The 16,292-nt window shown below is 72.1% G+C and carries 18 protein-coding genes and 1 tRNA gene; 2 read left to right on the plus strand and 17 right to left on the minus strand.

Features of this window, described 5'->3' with window-relative positions; all coding sequences use genetic code 11:
* Positions 1 to 2: 2 nt before the first annotated feature.
* On the minus strand, positions 3 to 794 hold the full coding sequence (locus Q7L73_RS06170) for an aminotransferase class IV (RefSeq protein WP_304686962.1): 792 nt from the start codon (positions 792 to 794) through the stop codon (positions 3 to 5).
* A 96-nt stretch (positions 795 to 890) separates the two neighbouring features.
* On the opposite strand from Q7L73_RS06170, the gene Q7L73_RS06175 reads away from it, so the two are divergent.
* Positions 891 to 1,844, plus strand: a complete 954-nt coding sequence (locus tag Q7L73_RS06175) for an SDR family oxidoreductase (protein ID WP_304686966.1) — start codon at positions 891 to 893, stop codon at positions 1,842 to 1,844.
* An 18-nt stretch (positions 1,845 to 1,862) separates the two neighbouring features.
* Here the strand turns inward: Q7L73_RS06175 and Q7L73_RS06180 are convergent, their stop codons facing one another.
* The 5 genes from Q7L73_RS06180 to tatA form a co-directional block, all read right to left on the minus strand.
* The gene (locus Q7L73_RS06180) at positions 1,863 to 3,218 is read right to left on the minus strand and encodes an NAD(P)-binding protein (RefSeq protein WP_304686968.1); all 1,356 of its coding nucleotides are present in this window, start codon (positions 3,216 to 3,218) and stop codon (positions 1,863 to 1,865) included.
* A gap of 103 nt (positions 3,219 to 3,321) precedes the next feature.
* Positions 3,322 to 3,394: transfer RNA gene (locus tag Q7L73_RS06185), tRNA-Lys, on the minus strand.
* Positions 3,395 to 3,515: 121 nt separating this feature from the next.
* Complete coding sequence (locus tag Q7L73_RS06190) at positions 3,516 to 4,211, minus strand: hypothetical protein (protein ID WP_304686970.1); 696 nt, start codon at positions 4,209 to 4,211, stop codon at positions 3,516 to 3,518.
* 3 nt (positions 4,212 to 4,214) lie between these two features.
* Positions 4,215 to 5,210 carry a twin-arginine translocase subunit TatC gene (tatC, locus tag Q7L73_RS06195; protein WP_304686973.1) on the minus strand — a complete coding sequence of 332 codons (996 nt, stop codon included), beginning with the start codon at positions 5,208 to 5,210 and terminating at the stop codon, positions 4,215 to 4,217.
* Between the two features lie 29 nt (positions 5,211 to 5,239).
* The gene (gene tatA, locus Q7L73_RS06200) at positions 5,240 to 5,539 is read right to left on the minus strand and encodes a twin-arginine translocase TatA/TatE family subunit (protein WP_304686974.1); all 300 of its coding nucleotides are present in this window, start codon (positions 5,537 to 5,539) and stop codon (positions 5,240 to 5,242) included.
* Between the two features lie 106 nt (positions 5,540 to 5,645).
* On the opposite strand from tatA, the gene Q7L73_RS06205 reads away from it, so the two are divergent.
* Positions 5,646 to 6,062, plus strand: coding sequence for a hypothetical protein (locus tag Q7L73_RS06205; RefSeq protein WP_304686975.1), 417 nt, complete (start codon positions 5,646 to 5,648; stop codon positions 6,060 to 6,062).
* Between the two features lie 37 nt (positions 6,063 to 6,099).
* On the opposite strand, the gene Q7L73_RS06210 is transcribed toward Q7L73_RS06205, so the two are convergent.
* From Q7L73_RS06210 to Q7L73_RS06260, 11 genes are all read right to left on the minus strand, one after another.
* On the minus strand, positions 6,100 to 7,077 hold the full coding sequence (locus tag Q7L73_RS06210; RefSeq protein WP_304686977.1) for a polyprenyl synthetase family protein: 978 nt from the start codon (positions 7,075 to 7,077) through the stop codon (positions 6,100 to 6,102).
* The gene (gene ubiE, locus Q7L73_RS06215) at positions 7,077 to 7,814 is read right to left on the minus strand and encodes a bifunctional demethylmenaquinone methyltransferase/2-methoxy-6-polyprenyl-1,4-benzoquinol methylase UbiE (RefSeq protein ID WP_304686979.1); all 738 of its coding nucleotides are present in this window, start codon (positions 7,812 to 7,814) and stop codon (positions 7,077 to 7,079) included. Before ubiE ends, Q7L73_RS06210 begins: the two co-directional genes overlap by 1 nt.
* 10 nt (positions 7,815 to 7,824) lie before the next feature.
* On the minus strand, positions 7,825 to 8,559 hold the full coding sequence (locus tag Q7L73_RS06220) for a c-type cytochrome (protein WP_304686985.1): 735 nt from the start codon (positions 8,557 to 8,559) through the stop codon (positions 7,825 to 7,827).
* Between the two features lie 4 nt (positions 8,560 to 8,563).
* Complete coding sequence (locus Q7L73_RS06225) at positions 8,564 to 9,370, minus strand: cytochrome b N-terminal domain-containing protein (RefSeq protein WP_304686989.1); 807 nt, start codon at positions 9,368 to 9,370, stop codon at positions 8,564 to 8,566.
* Between the two features lie 3 nt (positions 9,371 to 9,373).
* Positions 9,374 to 10,036, minus strand: coding sequence for a ubiquinol-cytochrome c reductase iron-sulfur subunit (locus Q7L73_RS06230; protein WP_304687005.1), 663 nt, complete (start codon positions 10,034 to 10,036; stop codon positions 9,374 to 9,376).
* A gap of 96 nt (positions 10,037 to 10,132) precedes the next feature.
* Positions 10,133 to 10,702: a hypothetical protein gene (locus Q7L73_RS06235; protein ID WP_304687009.1), complete on the minus strand. Its 570-nt coding sequence runs from the start codon at positions 10,700 to 10,702 to the stop codon at positions 10,133 to 10,135.
* On the minus strand, positions 10,699 to 11,997 hold the full coding sequence (gene hemL / locus Q7L73_RS06240) for a glutamate-1-semialdehyde 2,1-aminomutase (protein ID WP_304687014.1): 1,299 nt from the start codon (positions 11,995 to 11,997) through the stop codon (positions 10,699 to 10,701). The genes Q7L73_RS06235 and hemL overlap by 4 nt, the downstream gene beginning before the upstream one ends.
* 13 nt (positions 11,998 to 12,010) lie before the next feature.
* On the minus strand, positions 12,011 to 13,105 hold the full coding sequence (locus Q7L73_RS06245; protein WP_304687022.1) for an AsnC family transcriptional regulator: 1,095 nt from the start codon (positions 13,103 to 13,105) through the stop codon (positions 12,011 to 12,013).
* Positions 13,102 to 14,085: a porphobilinogen synthase gene (gene hemB, locus Q7L73_RS06250; protein ID WP_304687029.1), complete on the minus strand. Its 984-nt coding sequence runs from the start codon at positions 14,083 to 14,085 to the stop codon at positions 13,102 to 13,104. The genes Q7L73_RS06245 and hemB overlap by 4 nt, the downstream gene beginning before the upstream one ends.
* A gap of 69 nt (positions 14,086 to 14,154) precedes the next feature.
* On the minus strand, positions 14,155 to 15,498 hold the full coding sequence (locus tag Q7L73_RS06255; protein WP_304687033.1) for an ABC transporter permease: 1,344 nt from the start codon (positions 15,496 to 15,498) through the stop codon (positions 14,155 to 14,157).
* Positions 15,499 to 15,501: 3 nt separating this feature from the next.
* Entirely contained in the window at positions 15,502 to 16,290 is a 789-nt protein-coding gene (locus tag Q7L73_RS06260) for an ABC transporter ATP-binding protein (protein ID WP_304687038.1), read from the minus strand.
* Positions 16,291 to 16,292: the final 2 nt, after the last annotated feature.

A 16,292-nucleotide genomic window follows, 5' to 3' on the forward strand; every position in this document is an offset into this window, starting at 1 on the left:
GCTCAGCGCTCCCGCAGCTCGTCGCGGATCTGCTCGCCGACGCGCGCCGCGAGGTCGCGCGTGACGGCGCCGACCGCCAGCTCGGCGTCGTCGACGCCGACGACCGGGACGATCCCGAACGCGGTCGTGGCCAGCAGCAGCTCGTCCGCCCGCTTCAGCCGGTCGAGTGCGATCGGCTGCTGCTGCGCGCCGCTGAGCGCGATCACGCGCGCGCGCATCACGCCGTCGGCGACGTGATCGTCGAGCGGGGTCGTCAGCAGCCTGCCGCCGGCGACCCAGAAGAGCGCGCCGGCGGGACTCTCCAGCGCGCGCCCGTGCGGCGTCACCAGGAGCGCCGCGTCGAAGCCGCGCTCGCGCGCCTGGCGGCTCGCCAGCGCCTGCCCGGCGGCGCCGAGCGCGCCGATCCCGTCGAGCAGGCGCGGCGGCGCGTAGGTGACAGTCGCCAGCCGCACCTGCGCGGGCGCGGGCGGCGCCGGCTCGGTCAGCAGCAGGCGACGGCCGCCGCGCGTGACGACGATCCGCAGCAACCCGTGCTCGGGGCCGGTGCCGGCGGCGGTCAGCAGCTCTGCGACGTCGGTGTGGACGGCGTCGAGGTCGAGCGGCAGGCGCAGCCCGGCGGCGGAGCGCTCCAGCCGCGCGAGGTGGTCGGCGAGCGCGACCGGGCGGCCGCCGTGGAGCCGCAGCAGCTCGCTGACGCCGTCGCCCTGCAGCAGCCCGTCGTCGGTTGCCGGGATGCGCGCCTCGGCGGCGGGCAGCACGACGCCGTCGAGACAGGCGAGAAGGGCGCTGGACATCGGCGAAAGATGGTCGCAGGTTGCACGCGGAGCCGCTTCCGGGGAGACTGGCCAGGCAGCCAGTCCGCGCCACCGCATCTGAGGAGACCGCACGTCATGGCCAGAGAACCCCGCTCGCTCGCCGGCAAGGTCGTGGCGATCACCGGCGGCGCACGCGGCATCGGCCGCGCGACGGCGGTGGCGCTCGTGCGCCGCGGCGCGAAGGTCGCGATCGGCGACCTCGATCCGGCGCTGACCGACCAGGCCGCGAAGGAGATCGGCGCCGGCACGATCGGGCTGCCGCTCGACGTCACCGACCGCACCTCGTTCGAGGCCTTCCTCGACGCGGTCGAGCAGCGGCTCGGGCCGCTCGACGTGCTCGTCAACAACGCCGGCATCATGCTGCTCGGCTCCTTCACCGACGAGGACGACGCCGTCACCGACCGCCAGATCGACATCAACCTGCGCGGCGTCGCGACCGGGTCGAAGCTCGCGCTGAGACGGTTCCTGCCGCGCCGCAGCGGCCATCTCGTCAACGTCGCCTCGACCGCCGGCAAGTCCGGCATCCCCGGCGGCGCGACCTACTCGGCGACGAAGTTCGCCGTCGTCGGGCTGACGGAGGCGATCCGCGCCGAGATCCGCGGCAGCGGCGTCGAGACGAGCGTCGTGATGCCGGTGCCGGTCAGAACGCGGCTCGCCGCCGGCCTGCAGAAGGGCCGCGGCGTCGCGGTCGTCGAGCCGGAGGACGTCGCCGCCGAGATCGTCGACGCGCTCGAGCAGCCGCGCCACGACGTCTTCGTGCCGCGCTCGATCGGCCGCACGGTCCGCGCCGCGGCGCTGCTGCCGCGCGGCGCGACCGAGGCGGTCGGGCGCCTGATGAAGACCGACAGAGTGCTCGCGGGCGCGGACAGCGGCGCCCGCGCCGCCTACGAGCGCGAGGCCGGCCTCGCGGCCGCGGCACCGGCGCTGCCGCCGGCGCCCGAGCCGATCGCCGCGCCGGAGGCGGCCGGCGAGCCCGAGCACGAGCACGAGACGAGCGACGAGACGCTCCGCGCCGGCGGCGACGCCTGAGCGCGCCGCGACGACGAATCAGCCGGCGGTCGGCGCAGCGGCGGCGGGGAAGCGCTCCAGGCCGGTCGCCGTCTCGATCCACGTCTCGCCGCGATGGGCGAAGGCGTGCGCCAGCTGGTGACCGATCGCGGTCGCTGCGATCGCCGCCGCCGCGATCCGGTCGAGGTCCTGCGCGACGCCGATCGGGAACAGCGCCGCGGTCTCGCGCGTGACGTCGTTGGAGCCGGCTCGCAGGACGGTCGGCAGCCCCGGCTGGACCGCCAGCGCGGCGACGCTGATCGCGACGTTGACGAGCTCGTCGCTGGTGACCGCCGCGAGCGCTCGGGCGCGCCCGAGCGACAGCCGCTCGAGCACGTAGCGATCGCCGCCGCGGCCGATCACGACCGGCACCTTCAGCCCGCGCGCGAGCGCGACGTTGGGCGCCTGCGGGTCCTGCTCGACGGCCACGACCGGGATCCCCATCGCGCGCAGCTCGAGGCAGACGCGGAAGCCGACCTGTCCGAGCCCGGCGACGACGACGTGGCCGGAGCGGGGGATCGTGCGCGCGCCGACGATGCCGGTCAGCCGGCGGCTCAGCACGCGGTTGACGAGCGCGGCGGTGAAGACGGCCGTCAGCACGACGCCGAGCGCCATCGACGCGATCCCGTACAGGCGCGCCCAGGTCTCCCCGTGCTCGAAGAAGCCGCTCGGCCCGACGGCGGCGATCGCCTTCGTCGCCTCGTAGGCGGCGATCACGAACGGCTCGTGCTCGCTGGTGACGAGCGCCAGCAGCGTCTCCAGCACGACGAGCGCGACGAGCCCCAGCAGCGACCACAGCAGCAGCGCCGCGTCGCGGTCCGGCGGCCGGAACTGCGCGCGCAGCCAGCGCAGCACGCGCAGCGGCCCGCTCGGCGGGCGATAGGGATAGGGCGCGACGCGGGGCAGCGTCTCCTCGGGGGCGTGCTCCTCGGCTATCTCCGGGTCGCCGTGCACCGCGACGAGGCCGTCGAGCGTGTCGTCGCCGCGATGCAGCGCGACGAGCCGCCGGTCGACGCACGGCCCGACGATCGCGCCGGCCGACGCGTCAGCCATCGAGACGACGTTGCAGTTGGGGATCGCGCGGATCAGCTGCTCCGCGACGGTGCGGTCGAAGATCGTCACGACGAGGCGGATCCGCGGCCGCAGGTACTCGACCAGCAGCGCGGTGCGCATCGCGGCGATGTCGTCGCGATCGATGACGGTGACCGCGGCGGTCGTCTCGTCGGCGAGCGCGCGGCGCAGCTCGCGATCGACGGGACGGCGCAGGCGGCGGACCGATCTGCCGGCATCGCGCAGCGTCTGCTCGACGCCGGCCGCGAGCGGCCCGTCCCCGATCAACAGGTGAAGCCCGGACATGCGCGAACGATACGGCCGCGGTGGCGGCGGTGCGGCCCGGCTCGAACGCCCGGAAAACAGCAACGCCCGCCGGGCGGAAGCGCGCGACGGGCGAGGAAGACGATGGGCCGTGAAGGAATCGAACCTTCAACCTTGGGATTAAGAGTCCCCTGCTCTGCCAATTGAGCTAACGGCCCTGGGGTCGCCGGCATGCGACGAACGACGAAGGATTCTAGAGGGTCCGGCGCGAACGCGTCGGCTCGCGCGCACGGTGGGCTCGGGGACGCGCAAGCGGCGCGCCCCTGGGAACGCGAGACGCTATCTCGCGGTGGTGACCGCTCCGCTGTTGACCGCGTCCTGGACTCTCTGCTCGGCGATCGCTCTCTTCGTTCTCTCGAGCGTCGTTCTCACTGTTCTCTGCTGCGCCTCGGGCGCCAGCTCGACCGCCTTCTCTGAGGCGAGGTCGCCCTTGCGGTCCTGGCCCGCGTCCCAGGCGTACGTCGCCAACTGGCTGTAGGCCGCGCTGGAGGGATCCTCCTCGGTGACGATCTCCCATGCGTCGGCGGCGTCCGCAGACTGGTTGAGCGCGGCGTACGCCTGCGCCATCAGGCGGGCGACGTTCGAGTCCGGTCTGGCCGGTCTCAGCGCGAGGTATCTCTCCCACGCCTGCTCGGCCGAGCGCAGCTGCGTCTGGCCCTGGGCGGTGAAGGTGCCCTCGGTCTCGTTGAAGTTGTCGCCCACACCTGCCCGCAGATAACGCGCGCGGGCCAGCTCGGCCCAGGCGGCGGCGTCCTGCGGGTTCACTCTGACGGCTCTCTGCGCCCTCTTCTCGGTGTTGCTGATCTGGGAGCTGGTGTCCTGGGTGTCGTTGTTGAATATGTCCAACAGGCCGCCGCCACCGGTGCCGGTGCCGACGCCGAACAGGACCAGACCCCCGCCGATCAGGACGGCGAGGCCCAGGTAGACGATCTTGACGGCGGTTCTCCGCCCCCGGCTCTGCAGGTCGAACAGCATTGCTCAGCTTCCCTCGGTGTCATCGCCGTCGAGCGGCTCCAGCGCCGCGATCTCGTCGCGGTTCCCCCGCCGCCGATCAGCGATCGTGAGGAGAACGATACTGAGGCCGTAGAGCAAGAGCAGCGGAACCATCAAGATGCAGGTCGTGACCGGATCGACGCCGGGCATCAGCGCGGCGACGACGGCGATGATCACGATCGCGTAGCGCCACTGCCCGCGCAGCTGCCGGCCGGTCAGGATCCCGACGTGGTTGACCGCCAGCAGCCCGACCGGGAGCTGGAAGATCAACCCGCACGACAGCAGCGCCATGACCGCGAAGCGGTAGTAGTCCTTCGCCTGCAACAGCACGTCGAAGTCGGTGTCGTTGAAGTTCTGCAGGAAGCTGATCGCCGGTGGCACCACGAGGTAGTAGCCGAAGACGACGCCGGCGACGAAGAGGAACGGCACCATCAGCATCAACGGCAGCGCGACTCTTCGTTCCGACGGGCTGAACGCCGGCAGGATGAACGCGTATGCCTGGTACAGGATGATCGGCAGCGAGAACAGCAGCGCGAAGTAGGCGACGACGGTCAGCGTCGCGGTGAACGGCTCGCCGACGCCGGTCGTTATCGGCACGCGCGGCGGCGTCGTTCTCGGCAGCGCCGCTGCCGCCTCGCGGATTCTCGGCAGCGCCTCGCCGAGCGCGGCCTTCGTTCTGGCCGAGATCGCCGGATCGGCGCCGATCGCTCTGACGGCGTCGCCGACGGCCGTCAGGCCTCTGCCGACTCTCTGCTGCGCGTTCGCCGCCTGCGCCAGGCGTCCGTTGCCCTGCGTCGACTGCGTGCTCTCCTTCAGCGGGACGTTGAGGAAGTCGAGCAGCGCGTGGTTCTGCCAGAAGCAGGCCGCGAAGATGACGACGAAGGCGATCGCGCACGTGATCAGGCGCGACCGCAGCTCGTCGAGGTGATCGACGATCGTCAGCCGCTCTTCGTGCGCGATCGGCTTGAGGGCAGTCGCCATCGACGTCGTCGCTTACAGCCGGGTGCGGCTCAGCCGCGCTGCTCGGGCGCCGCGTCAGCGGGGGCCGCGGGCGTCGTGGGCGCGGCGGGCGTCGCGGGCGCGGTGGGCGCGGCCTGCTGCTCGACAGGCTCGTCGGCCTGCGACTTCGACAGCGCCGGACGGCCGGTGGCGTCGGTCTTCTCGTCCTCGTCCTTGCCGGTGATCGAGTCCTTGAACTCGCGCATGCCACCGCCAAGCTGTCTCCCGAGCGAGGGCAGCCGCTTCGGCCCGAAGATCAGGAGCACGATGACGAGTACGACGATGAGTTCGAGTGGTCCGATGTTTGGCATCTGGTTCCTCCGCTGATGTCTACGGAAGCGTACCGAGTCGCGATCATCGCCATACGTAAATCTCACTCAAGTCACCGGCTCCGTCGGCCGATTCTCTGAGCACACCATGAGCCGACCTGCCGATCACCGCTCCGTTCGCCGCGTCGTCCTCCCCAGCGGCAAGACGATAGAGGTGCTTTATTTTCAGGCAAACCCTGCGCCTGTCGAGCATTCCGCCGCTGTCAGCGAGACCGAGGGGCTGCATGTCTGCCCCTCCTGCGCGTCGAAGCTGGTGGCGCCGGTCGCATGGGAGGAAGCGGGCAGCGCGCACTGGGACGTGACGCTTCACTGTCCGAACTGTGACTGGCTCGGCAGCGGCGTCTTCGCCGAGGCGCTCGTGGAGCGGTTCGACGAGGAGCTCGATCGCGGCACCGAGGCGCTCGTGCGCGACCTGCAGCGGCTGATGCGCGCCAACATGGAAGACGAGATCGACCGTTTCGTCGCCGCCCTCGGCGCAGATCAGATCTGGCCGATGGACTTCTGACGGCGGCCGCGCGCCCCGCGGCGCCGGCCTCCGTGCATCACGAGTAGCGCTCGACGACGCCGTCGGCGACCAGCTCCAGCGTCGCCCGCTGCATGTCGCTCAGCTGCGACGGCAGCGCAGTCTTCGCGTCGGCGACGACGGTCAGGGCGCGCTGCTTCGCCTCCGCCAGCGCGCCGGTCGCGGCGATCCGGTCGCACAGCCGCTCGGCCGCCGCGGCGCCCTCCAGCGCGCGCAGGTCGAGCGCAGCCAGCTGCGGATCGCGCTCGCGCGCGAGGATCAGCGGCAGCGTGACCGTGCCGTCGAGCAGGTCGGTGCCGCGCGCCTTGCCGGTCCGCTCGACCGGGCCCGACACGTCGAGCACGTCGTCGAGCAGCTGGAAAGCGAGCCCGATCGCACGGCCGAACGCGGCGAGCGCGTCGGCCGGGCCGCCGCCGGCGAGCGCGCCGAGCCGGCAGGCCGCCTCGAACAGCGCGCCGGTCTTCAGCTCGCAGCGGTGCAGGTAGCGCGTCAGCGCGACCTCGACGTCCCAGGCGTCCTCGCGCTGCAGCAGCTCGCCGGCCGCCAGCGCGGAGCTGGCCTGCGAGAGCGCGCGCACGTCGTCGACCTCTCCGCCGGCGGCCAGCTCGGCGAAGGCGCGCGAGAAGAGGAAGTCGCCGGTCGCGGTCGCGGCGGTGCGCCCGGCGGCCGCGAAGACCGTCGGGATCCCGCGCCGCGTCGGCGCTCTGTCGAGCACGTCGTCGTGCACGAGGCTGGCGCTGTGGATCAGCTCGACGGCGACGGCCGAGCGCACCAGCCGGTCGGCGTCGGCGCCGGTCGCCGGATCGGCCGCCAGCAGCACCAGCAGCGGCCGCAGGCGCTTGCCGCCGGCGGCGATCGTCGCACCCGCCTGCTCGGCCAGCAGCGGCCCGTAGCCGGCTGTCAGCTCGCCGAGGCGCGACTCCACCCGTTCCATCAGCGAGCCGAGCTGCGGCCCTCCGGCCCGGACGACGGCGTCGAGCGTCGCCGCCGTCGCCACTAGCTCGGGACCTCGCCGACGTGGATCGCGATGATGCCGCCCGCCGTGAGCAGGTATCTGATCCGCGTCAGGCCGGCGCGCTCGAGCGTCGCCGCCAGCTCCTGCGGGCCGGGGAAGCGGCGCACCGAGCTGGGCAGGTAGGTGTAGGCGTCGCTGTCCCCGGCGACCTTGCCGAGCGACGGCACGATGCGGTCGAACCAGAGCTGGTAGAAGGTCGACAGCGGCGGCTTCGTCGGCGTCGTTATCTCCAGCACGACGACCTTGCCGCCGGGCCGCACGACGCGCCGCATCTCGCTCAGACCCTGTTCCAGGTCGGAGAAGTTGCGCGCGCCGAAGCCGACGGTCGAAGCGGCGAACTCGCCGTCCGCGTACGGCAGCTCCAGCGCGTTGGCCCACTCGAAGCGGACCTGCGCCGGCAGCGCCTGCGCGCCGGCTCCCTTGACGCGCGCCAGCTCCAGCATCTGCTCGGAGAAGTCACAGCCGACGACCTCGCCGCTCGCGCCGACGCGCCGCGCCAGCTCCAGCGAGAGGTCGCCCGTGCCGCAGGCGACATCGACGACGCGATCGCCGGGGGCGACCTGGGCGAGGTCGACAGCCCGCCGCCGCCAGTGATGGTGGAGGCCGGCCGTCATGACCGAGTTCATGCGATCGTAGACGCGCGCGATGCGATCGAACATCGCGCGCACCTGCGGTTCTTCGAGACGACCCGCTTCAGGGCTGTGCTCGGTGCCGCTCATCGGCGGCCGCCTACTTGAGCGAGCCGAGGAACTGGACCATCGCGTTGAACTTCTCGGGCTCGGTGTCCGAGAGTCTCTGGAACGATGGCATCGGCGCCGTCGGGTTGCGCAGCGTCTGCGCGATCGCCGCCGCCGGCAGGTTTCTGGCGATGTGGGTCAGTCTCGGACCCGGACCGTGGTTGCCGTTCTCGCCGATCTGGTGACAGGCGAGGCAGCCCGACTGGGCGACGACGAGGCGGCCCTGATTCCACTCGGTCAGCGCGGCGCCCTTGAGATCGGCTGGCGGAGCCATGTCGATCTCGTTCGGGGAGCCGGCGTTGGCGCCGAGGAAGGTCAGGTACGCCATCGCGAAGATCGTCAGGATGCCCGCGGCGGTCGCGATCGGACGGCGCTCCGGGCGGCGCTCGGCGCTGCGGTCGTAGAACGGCAGCAGGAACAGCAGGATCATGCAGAGCGTCGGCACGCCGATCGTCGCCATCGGGACGAACTCCGGCGGCTTGATGATCCGCAGCACCTCGAAGAGGAAGAAGAAGTACCACTCCGGGCGCGGCACGTAGGTCGTCGTCGTCGGGTCGGCCTTCGGGCCGAGCTCCGCGCCGAGGATCAGCGACATGAGGATGATCACGATCAGCGTGATCACCGCCATCGCGGAGTCCTTCGCGATCGCGTAAGGGAAGAACGGCTTGCCCTTCGCCTTCAGCAGCGCGTACTCGCGGAGGTACTCCTCCTTCTCGAGCTGGTTCATGGCGTCAGACCTCGTCCTCGATCAGCGACTTCTCGCGCTCAGCTCTCATCCACGGCGGAGCCGTCGTGCCGAGCTTCGCGACCAGGTAGAGGTGGGCGCCCATGAGCGCCGCGATCAAGCCTGGGACGAGCATCATGTGGATCGCGTAGAAGCGCGACAGCGTCGTCGCTCCGAACTCTGGCCCTGCTCGCAGGAAGTCCGACAGGTAGGGACCGACGAGCGGACCGGTGCCGTTGATGTTGACGCCGACGATCGTCGCCCAGTAGGAGCGCTGGTCGAACGGCAGCAGGTAGCCGGTGAACGACATCGCGAAGGTGAGGATCAGCAGGGCGACGCCGATGACCCAGTTCAGCTCGCGCGGGTACTTGTAGGCGCCGAAGAAGAATGTTCGCGCCATGTGCAGGCAGATCAGGATCACCATCACCGACGATCCCCATCTGTGCATGCCGCGGACGAACTCGCCCAGGAAGGCGTCGTTGACGATGTAGCGGACCGACTCGTACGCGCGCGTCGGCGACGGGTCGTAGTACATCGCCAGGAAGATGCCCGTGACGGCCTGCGACAGGAAGGCGAACATCGTCGCCGACCCGAGCGTGTAGAACCAGTTGGTCCCCTTCGGGACCTTGCGGAACATCATCCAGCGCAGACCGCCCGAGAGCGAGGTGCGCTCGTCGAGCCAGTCGACGACGTGGATGCCGCCCTCGGCCGCCGTCTCGACGGGGCCGCTCGGGCCGTTCGCGCCGGCGGGACGCTTCGCCTTCGACTGCAGGGCGGCCGGGCGCGAGGGGGTGGGAAGTCTGAATCTGGGCATGGACTACTTCTCCGGCGTCGAGAAGCGGGCCGGGTACAGGTACTGGCCGATGCCGTCGACCGGCTGACCGGGGTCGCGCGGCGAGAAGCGCTTCAGCTCCGAGTTGACGCTGTAGCGAGCGCCGACGAGGACGCGACTGTCCTCGATTCTCGTGTAGAAGCGGTCGAGCGGGCGGACCGGAGGACCGCCGGCGCGGAGGCCGCGGAAGTCGTAGACGCCGCCGTGGCACGGGCACAGGAAGCGGCCGGCGGCGGGCGTGAAGCGAACGGGGCAACCGAGGTGGTTGCAGCGCGTCGAAATCGCGATCACGCGGTTGTACTCGTCCTCGGGCTCGGTGTCGATCTCCGGGTTGCGGAGACGCACGTACGCCGTCGTCTCACCCGCGGTGCCGATGCCGTTGACGATCGTGAAGACCTTCGGGATGTACTCGTCCTCGTTGAAGTCCGAGAGCGGCCCGATGTCCTGCCACTGCATCTTCGTGCGCTCGAAGACCGGCCCGAGCGCGAAGCCGAGGGCCGGGAGCGCGAAGGCGGCGACTGCGACGCCGCCGAGACCCTGCGCCGTGACGTTCATGAACCGGCGGCGGGTGACGGTCTCCCCCTCGAACGCGCCGGGAATGCCACGATCGGCGGTGTAGGGGGAGGATTTCTTGTGCTTGTCGCTCACGATGAAAGTCCGTTGGGGCGAGCCGGATGGATCGCGGCGGGAACCATAGCGAGTACGACCCCCCGTGCGTCGCACGGGTGTCGTCCGCCCCAGCAGCTATGGGCGATCTCGGCTGCTGGCAGCGTCCCGCAACGCGGCCGCCGCGTCCACTTCCCCGGCGCGAGCACGCTCCTTCGCGCGCGTATGCGCGATAGTCGGACCATCGCCGATCGCCGCGGCGGCGGCCTCCCAGGCGGCGTCCGCAAGCGGCTGCGCCCCGCTTCCGCCGCCCGCGTGGGCCTGCGCGCAGAGCGAGATCAGGTCGGCCAGCTCCGCGACGGCGTCGAGGTCGCCGAGCGCGGCGAGGCGTGCGAGACCGAGTGCATAGAGGCGATCGCCGCCGAGCAGGCCGAGATCGCGCTCCTGCGGCTGGACGACGTCGCCGTCGCCGTAATGGAGCAGATAGCCCTCGCGCACGGCCGCGAGCGTGAGCGCGTAGTCGTCGGGCGCGCGCACGCCGCGGGCGCCCGCGGCCGCGCGCGCGGCGAGCGCGTCGGTGTCGGGCGACAGCAGGGCGGCGGCATCCGGAGCCGGCACGGCCGGCGCAGCCGCGGCGCTGCTCAGCGCGCCGGCCAGCAGCCCGCCCTCGGCGCGCAGCTCGCCCGCCAGCAGGTCACGCGCGCTCATGCGATCTCCTCGAACGCCTCGGCAGCGGCGGCGAGCGTCCGCTCGACCGCCTCGTCGTCGTGCGCCAGCGACGGGAACCACGCCTCGAACTGCGACGGCGGCGGGTAGACGCCGCGCGCCAGCAGCGCCCGGCACCAGGCGGCGTGGGCGTCGCGGTCGCTGGCGGCGGCGCCGGCGTAGTCACCGGGCGGACCCTGCCGGAAGAAGACGGTCAGCAGACCGGGGACGTGCTCGACGTGGACCGTCCGCCCGGCGGCGGCCGCCGCGGCGCGGAGGCCGTCGGCGACGCGCGTCGTGATCGCCTCCAGGCGGACGTAGGCGTCGTCGTCGAGCAGCCGCAGCGTCGCCAGCCCGGCCGCGACCGCGAGCGGGTTGCCGGACAGCGTGCCGGCCTGGTAGACGTCGCCGGCCGGCGCGATCCGCTCCATCAGCGCGCGCGGGCCGGCGTAGGCGGCGGCCGGCAGCCCGCCGCCGAGCACCTTGCCCATGATCGTCAGGTCGGGCGCGATCGCTTCCCGCGCCTGCGCGCCTCCGCGCGCGACGCGGAAGCCGCTGATCACCTCGTCGAAGATCAGCAGCGCGCCGGCGGCGTCGGCCTGCTCGCGCAGCAGCGCCAGGAAGCCGGCCTGCGGCGGCACGAGGCCCATGTTGGCCGGGTACGGCTCGGCGACGATCGCCGCCAGCCGCTCGCCCTGCTCCGCGACGGCCGCGCGCAGCGCATCGGGGTCGTTCCACGGCACGATCACGGTCTCCGCCGCCGCCGCGGCGGGAACGCCGGGGCTGGCGGGGATCCCCTGCGTCGCCAGGCCGGAGCCGGCCTCGGCCAGCAGGCCGTCGACGTGGCCGTGGTAGGCGCCGGCGAACTTGAGGATCGTCTCGCGGCCGGTCGCGGCGCGCGCGAGCCGCAGCGCGCTCATCGACGCCTCCGTGCCGGAGGAGGTCATCCGCACCATCTCGACCGACGGGAAGCGGTCGACGACCTGCTCGGCCAGCTCGACCTCGCCGGCCGTCGGCGCGCCGAAGGAGGTCCCGCGCGCGGCCGCCGCGGTGACCGCGGCGACGACCTCGGGATGGGCGTGGCCGTGGATCAGCGGGCCCCACGAGCAGACCCAGTCGACGTAGCGGTTGCCGTCGGCGTCGACGATCTGCGCGCCGGCTCCGCGCTCGACGAAGAGCGGATCGCGCCCGATCGAGCGCATCGCGCGCACCGGCGAGTTGACGCCGCCCGGCAGGACCCGCAGCGCCTCGGCGTAGAGCGCGGCCGAGCGCGCGTCGTTCAAGGGCGGCTGAGACATGCGCGGCAGCGTGTCACAGGCCGGCGTGCTCGCGCTCCCACGCCTTGAACTCGTCGGTGAAGTAGAGCAGCCGGATCTTCTTGAACTCGGTCGAGGAGTAGAGCGTCGCGCGCTCCCCGGGGCCCTCGATGCCGTGCGTCGTCGCGATCGAGTCGAGGATCGCGTCGCACTCCTCCTTCGAGCGGCCGTGGGCCATCGTGAAGACCGAGTAGGGCCAGTCGGCGTACGTCGGGCGCTGGTAGCAGTGGGAGATGCCGCGCACCGCCGCCATCTGCCGGCCGACCTCGAGGATCTGCTCCTCCGGGACCTTCCAGACGCCCATGCCGTTGGCGGAGAAGCCGGCGCGGCGGTGGTAGAGGATCGCGGCGACGCGGCGCAGCAGCCCGCGCTCCTGCATCCCGGCGAGGTGGTCGAGGAAGCGCGTCTGGGTCACGCCCAGCTCGGCGGCGGCGGCCGCGTACGGCTCCTGCACGACCGCCATGTCGCCCTGCAGCGCGCGGATCACGGCGATGTCGAAGTCGTCGTACGGCTGGCGCTCCAGCTCGACCGGGTCGGCGGCGACGGCCTGGGCGGCGAGCGCGCTCGTGTCGCCCTCCATCTCCAGGTCCATGCGGATCTTGAACAGCTTCAGCGTCGGCAGCTGGCGGACCGAGGTCGCGCCGGCCTCCTGTGCGAGCGCCTGCAGCGTCCCCTCCAGCCCGAGCTTCGAGTCGGGCTCGGTCGCGATCGTGAACCACATGTTGAACTCGTGGTTGCGCAGGTAGTTGTGCGAGACGCCCGGGTGGGCGTTGATCACCTTCGCCGCCCGGTGCGGGTTGTCGGCGTCGACCTTCGCCGCCACCAGCATCGACTCGTAGCCGAGCGCGCGCGTGTCGAAGATCGGCGTGACCTGGCGGATGATGCGCTCGTCGAGCAGGTGCTGGACGCGCTGCATCACGGTCGCCTCGTCGACCTCGGCCAGCTCCGCGACGCGCGCGTAGGGGCGCGGCTCGAGCGGGAACTTGCCCTGCATCAGGTTGAGCAGCCGTCTGTCCAGCTCGTCGAGCGGGATCGCGGCGCCGTATCTGCGGCTGCGCAGCTTCGGCGTCGCCAGTCTTGAGTCGCTCATCTCGTCTCCTCCAGCCAGCGGGCGGCGTCCTTGGCGTGGTAGGTGATGACGATGTCCGCGCCGGCCCGCCGGATCGCGGTCAGCGTCTCGAGCACGACCGCGCGCTCGTCGATGTGGCCTGCTGCCGCTGCTGCCTTGACCATCGCGTACTCACCGCTGACGTTGTAGGCGACGAGCGGCAGGTTGAAACGCTCCTTGACGCGCCGGATCACGTCGAGGTAGGCGAGCGCCGGCTTGACCATCAGCATGTCGGCGCCCTCCTCGACGTCGAGCGCGACCTCGCGCAGCGCCTCGTCGCCGTTGGCCGGATCCATCTGGTAGCTGCGGCGGTCGCCGAAGGCCGGCGTCGAGTCGGCCGCCTCGCGGAAGGGCCCGTAGTAGGCGGAGGCGAACTTGGCCGAGTAGGCGAGGATCGGCAGGTCCGAGAAGCCAGCCTCGTCGAGCGCGGCGCGCAGCGCGCCGACGCGCCCGTCCATCATGTCGCTCGGCGCGATCACGTCGGCGCCGGCACGGGCGTGCGAGACGGCGGTGCGCGCGAGCAGCTCGAGCGAGGCGTCGTTGTCGACGTTCCCGTCCGGCCGGACGACACCGCAGTGGCCGTGGCTCGTGTACTCGCAGAGGCACAGGTCCGGGATCACGAGCAGCTGCGGATGGGCCTCCTTGATCGCGCGGATCGCGAGCTGGACGACGCCCTCGTCGTCCCACGCGCCGGAGCCCTCCTCGTCCTTGTCGTCGGGGATGCCGAACAGCATCACCGCCGGGATCCCGAGCGCGGCCGCCTCGCCGGCCTCGGCGACGGCGTGGTCGATCGAGAGCCGCTCGACGCCCGGCATCGCGCCGATCGGCGCGCGCACGTCGCTGCCGTGCGTGACGAACAGCGGCAGGATGAAGTCGCCGGCGTCGAGGTGGGTCTCGCGCACGAGACCCCGCAGCGGGCCGGTGCGCCGCAGGCGGCGAAGGCGGGTGAGTGGAAAGGCCATCGCCGGCTCAGGATAACCGGGTCCCCTCGCGCCCCCGCGCCGAACGTCAGCGCGGGCGGGCGCGCCGGCTCAGGCGAAGCGGCGCAGCGCCAGCCGCGCGACGACGACGTACCCGACCGCGAGCGCGGCCAGGTGCAGCAGCGGCGTCGCGAAGCTGCCGGGCGCGTCGTTGACGGCGACGTCGAGCGCGGTCAGCGTCGCCTTGAAGGGGAAGATCGCGCAGACGACGCGTATGACGTCGTAGGCCCAGCCGGAGACGGCGCTGCTCGGCACCAGCGCCAGGAAGGCGACCGGCAGCGACAGCGTGAAGGCGAGCAGCGAGGCCGACCGCACCTCGCGCGCGAGCGTCCCGATCGCGACCCCGAGCGCCGCGAACGCGAGCGCGCCGAGCGCCAGCGCCGGCAGCCACCAGGGCGCGCGGCCGGCGTCGAGGTCGACCCAGAAGAGGTCGAGCGCGGTCAGCAGCAGCAACGTCACGACCGCGCCGCAGAGGGCCGCCAGGCCGCTCTTGGCGACGAGCAGGCCGAGCCGCGAGACGAGCCCGCGCACGAGCCGCGAGAAGGCGTGCTCCTCGCGTTCGAGCGCAAGCAGGCCGGAGGCGAGCAGGACCGTCAGGAACATCAGCGAGACGGTCAGCGCGACGGCGATCGCGTAGCGGTCCAGCGGCGTCCGTCTGCCGCCGATCAGCGTCTGTCTGACGGCGATCGGCTCGCCGACCGAGCGCAGCACCTCCGTCGACAGCCCGAGGTTCTGGATCGCCAGCCGCGCGAAGCGGTCGACCTGCGCCAGCGCCGTGTACGACGGGGAGTCTCTCGGCAGCGTCGCCATCACGCCCTCGATCAGCCGCTGCGACGTCTTCAGGCCGAGGATCGAGACGTCGTTGCCGAGGATCGAGATCGAGCCGCCGTCGCGCAGCATCTCGATGTATCTGACCGTCGTCTCCTCGTACTTGCGCGAGAGCGCGCGGTTGGCGTCCGACAGGCGCGCCTTCAGCTGCGACTCGATCGCCTGCTGCTTGACCGGGTCCTCGGTGTTGTAGGCGACCTCGACGGTCGGCTGGCTGCGGCCGCTGGCGAGTCTGTCGGCGATGTCGGGCGGCAGGATCACCGCCGCCATCGCCTCACCGTCCCGGACCATCCGCAGCGCGTCCTCGCGCGAGTCGGCGTCGATCACGTCGACAGCTCTCGACAGCTCCGGCAGGAACTCGTCGGCGTTGACGGAGGAGCCGGCGACGTCGAAGGTGCGGTCCTGCTTCGGCACGCCGTTGTAGATCGCCAGCGTCGGCTGCCCGGGGCTGCTGGAGAGCGCGCTGCCGATCAGCAGCGCCAGCACGACCGGGTAGATCACCAGCAGCGCCACCAGCAGCGGCGAGCGGCGCAGGATCTGCAGGTCCTTCAGCAGCAGCCAGCGCATCGGCTAGTGCCCGTGCTCGTGGAGGAAGCGCACGAACGCCGACTCGAAGTCCTGCGGGCCGGCGGCGTCGCCGCCGACGGCCGCCGCCAGCGCCGCGGGCGAGCCGCTGAACAGCAGCTCGCCGTCGGCCAGCACGAGCACGCGATCGGCATAGCGCTCGGCCTCCTGCACGTTGTGGGTCGAGTAGACGACCGTCGTGCCGCCCGCGGCGAGCGCGGAGATGAACTGCCACAGGCGCTCGCGCTGGCGCGGGTCGAGTGAGGAGGAGGGCTCGTCGAGCAGCAGCACCGGCGGCGCCGCGAGCAGCCCGACGGCGATGTTGACGCGCTGCTGGTTGCCGCCTGAGAGGCGCCCGACCTCGTCGCCGGCGCGCTCCTCCAGGCCCGTCTGCGCGAGCATCTGCGCGACCGTCGCGTCCGCGTCGGGGACCTTCTCCAGGCGCGCGAACAGGCGCAGGTTCTCGGCCACCGACAGCTTCGAGTAGACGGCCGGCTGCTGCGGCACCCAGCCGATCTCGCGCGGCTGTCGCGAGACGGAGCCCGCGTCGGGCGGCTGGATCCCGGCGAGGATCGACAGCATCGTCGTCTTGCCGGCGCCGTTGGGGCCGATCAGCGCGACCAGCTCGCCGGGCGCGGCCTCGAAGCTGACGCCCCTGACCGCGACGCGCTCGCCATAGCGCTTGACGAGACCCTCGACCCGCAGGGCGGGCTTCGCCTTGCGAGTTCCACTCCTGGAAGCGGCAGCGTCGGTGCCGGGGGAACTCGCGGTCGCGTCGTGAGCGGCGTCGGCCATCC

It is taken from the genome of Conexibacter sp. CPCC 205762 (assembly GCF_030646155.1).
Classification (GTDB): domain Bacteria; phylum Actinomycetota; class Thermoleophilia; order Solirubrobacterales; family Solirubrobacteraceae; genus Conexibacter.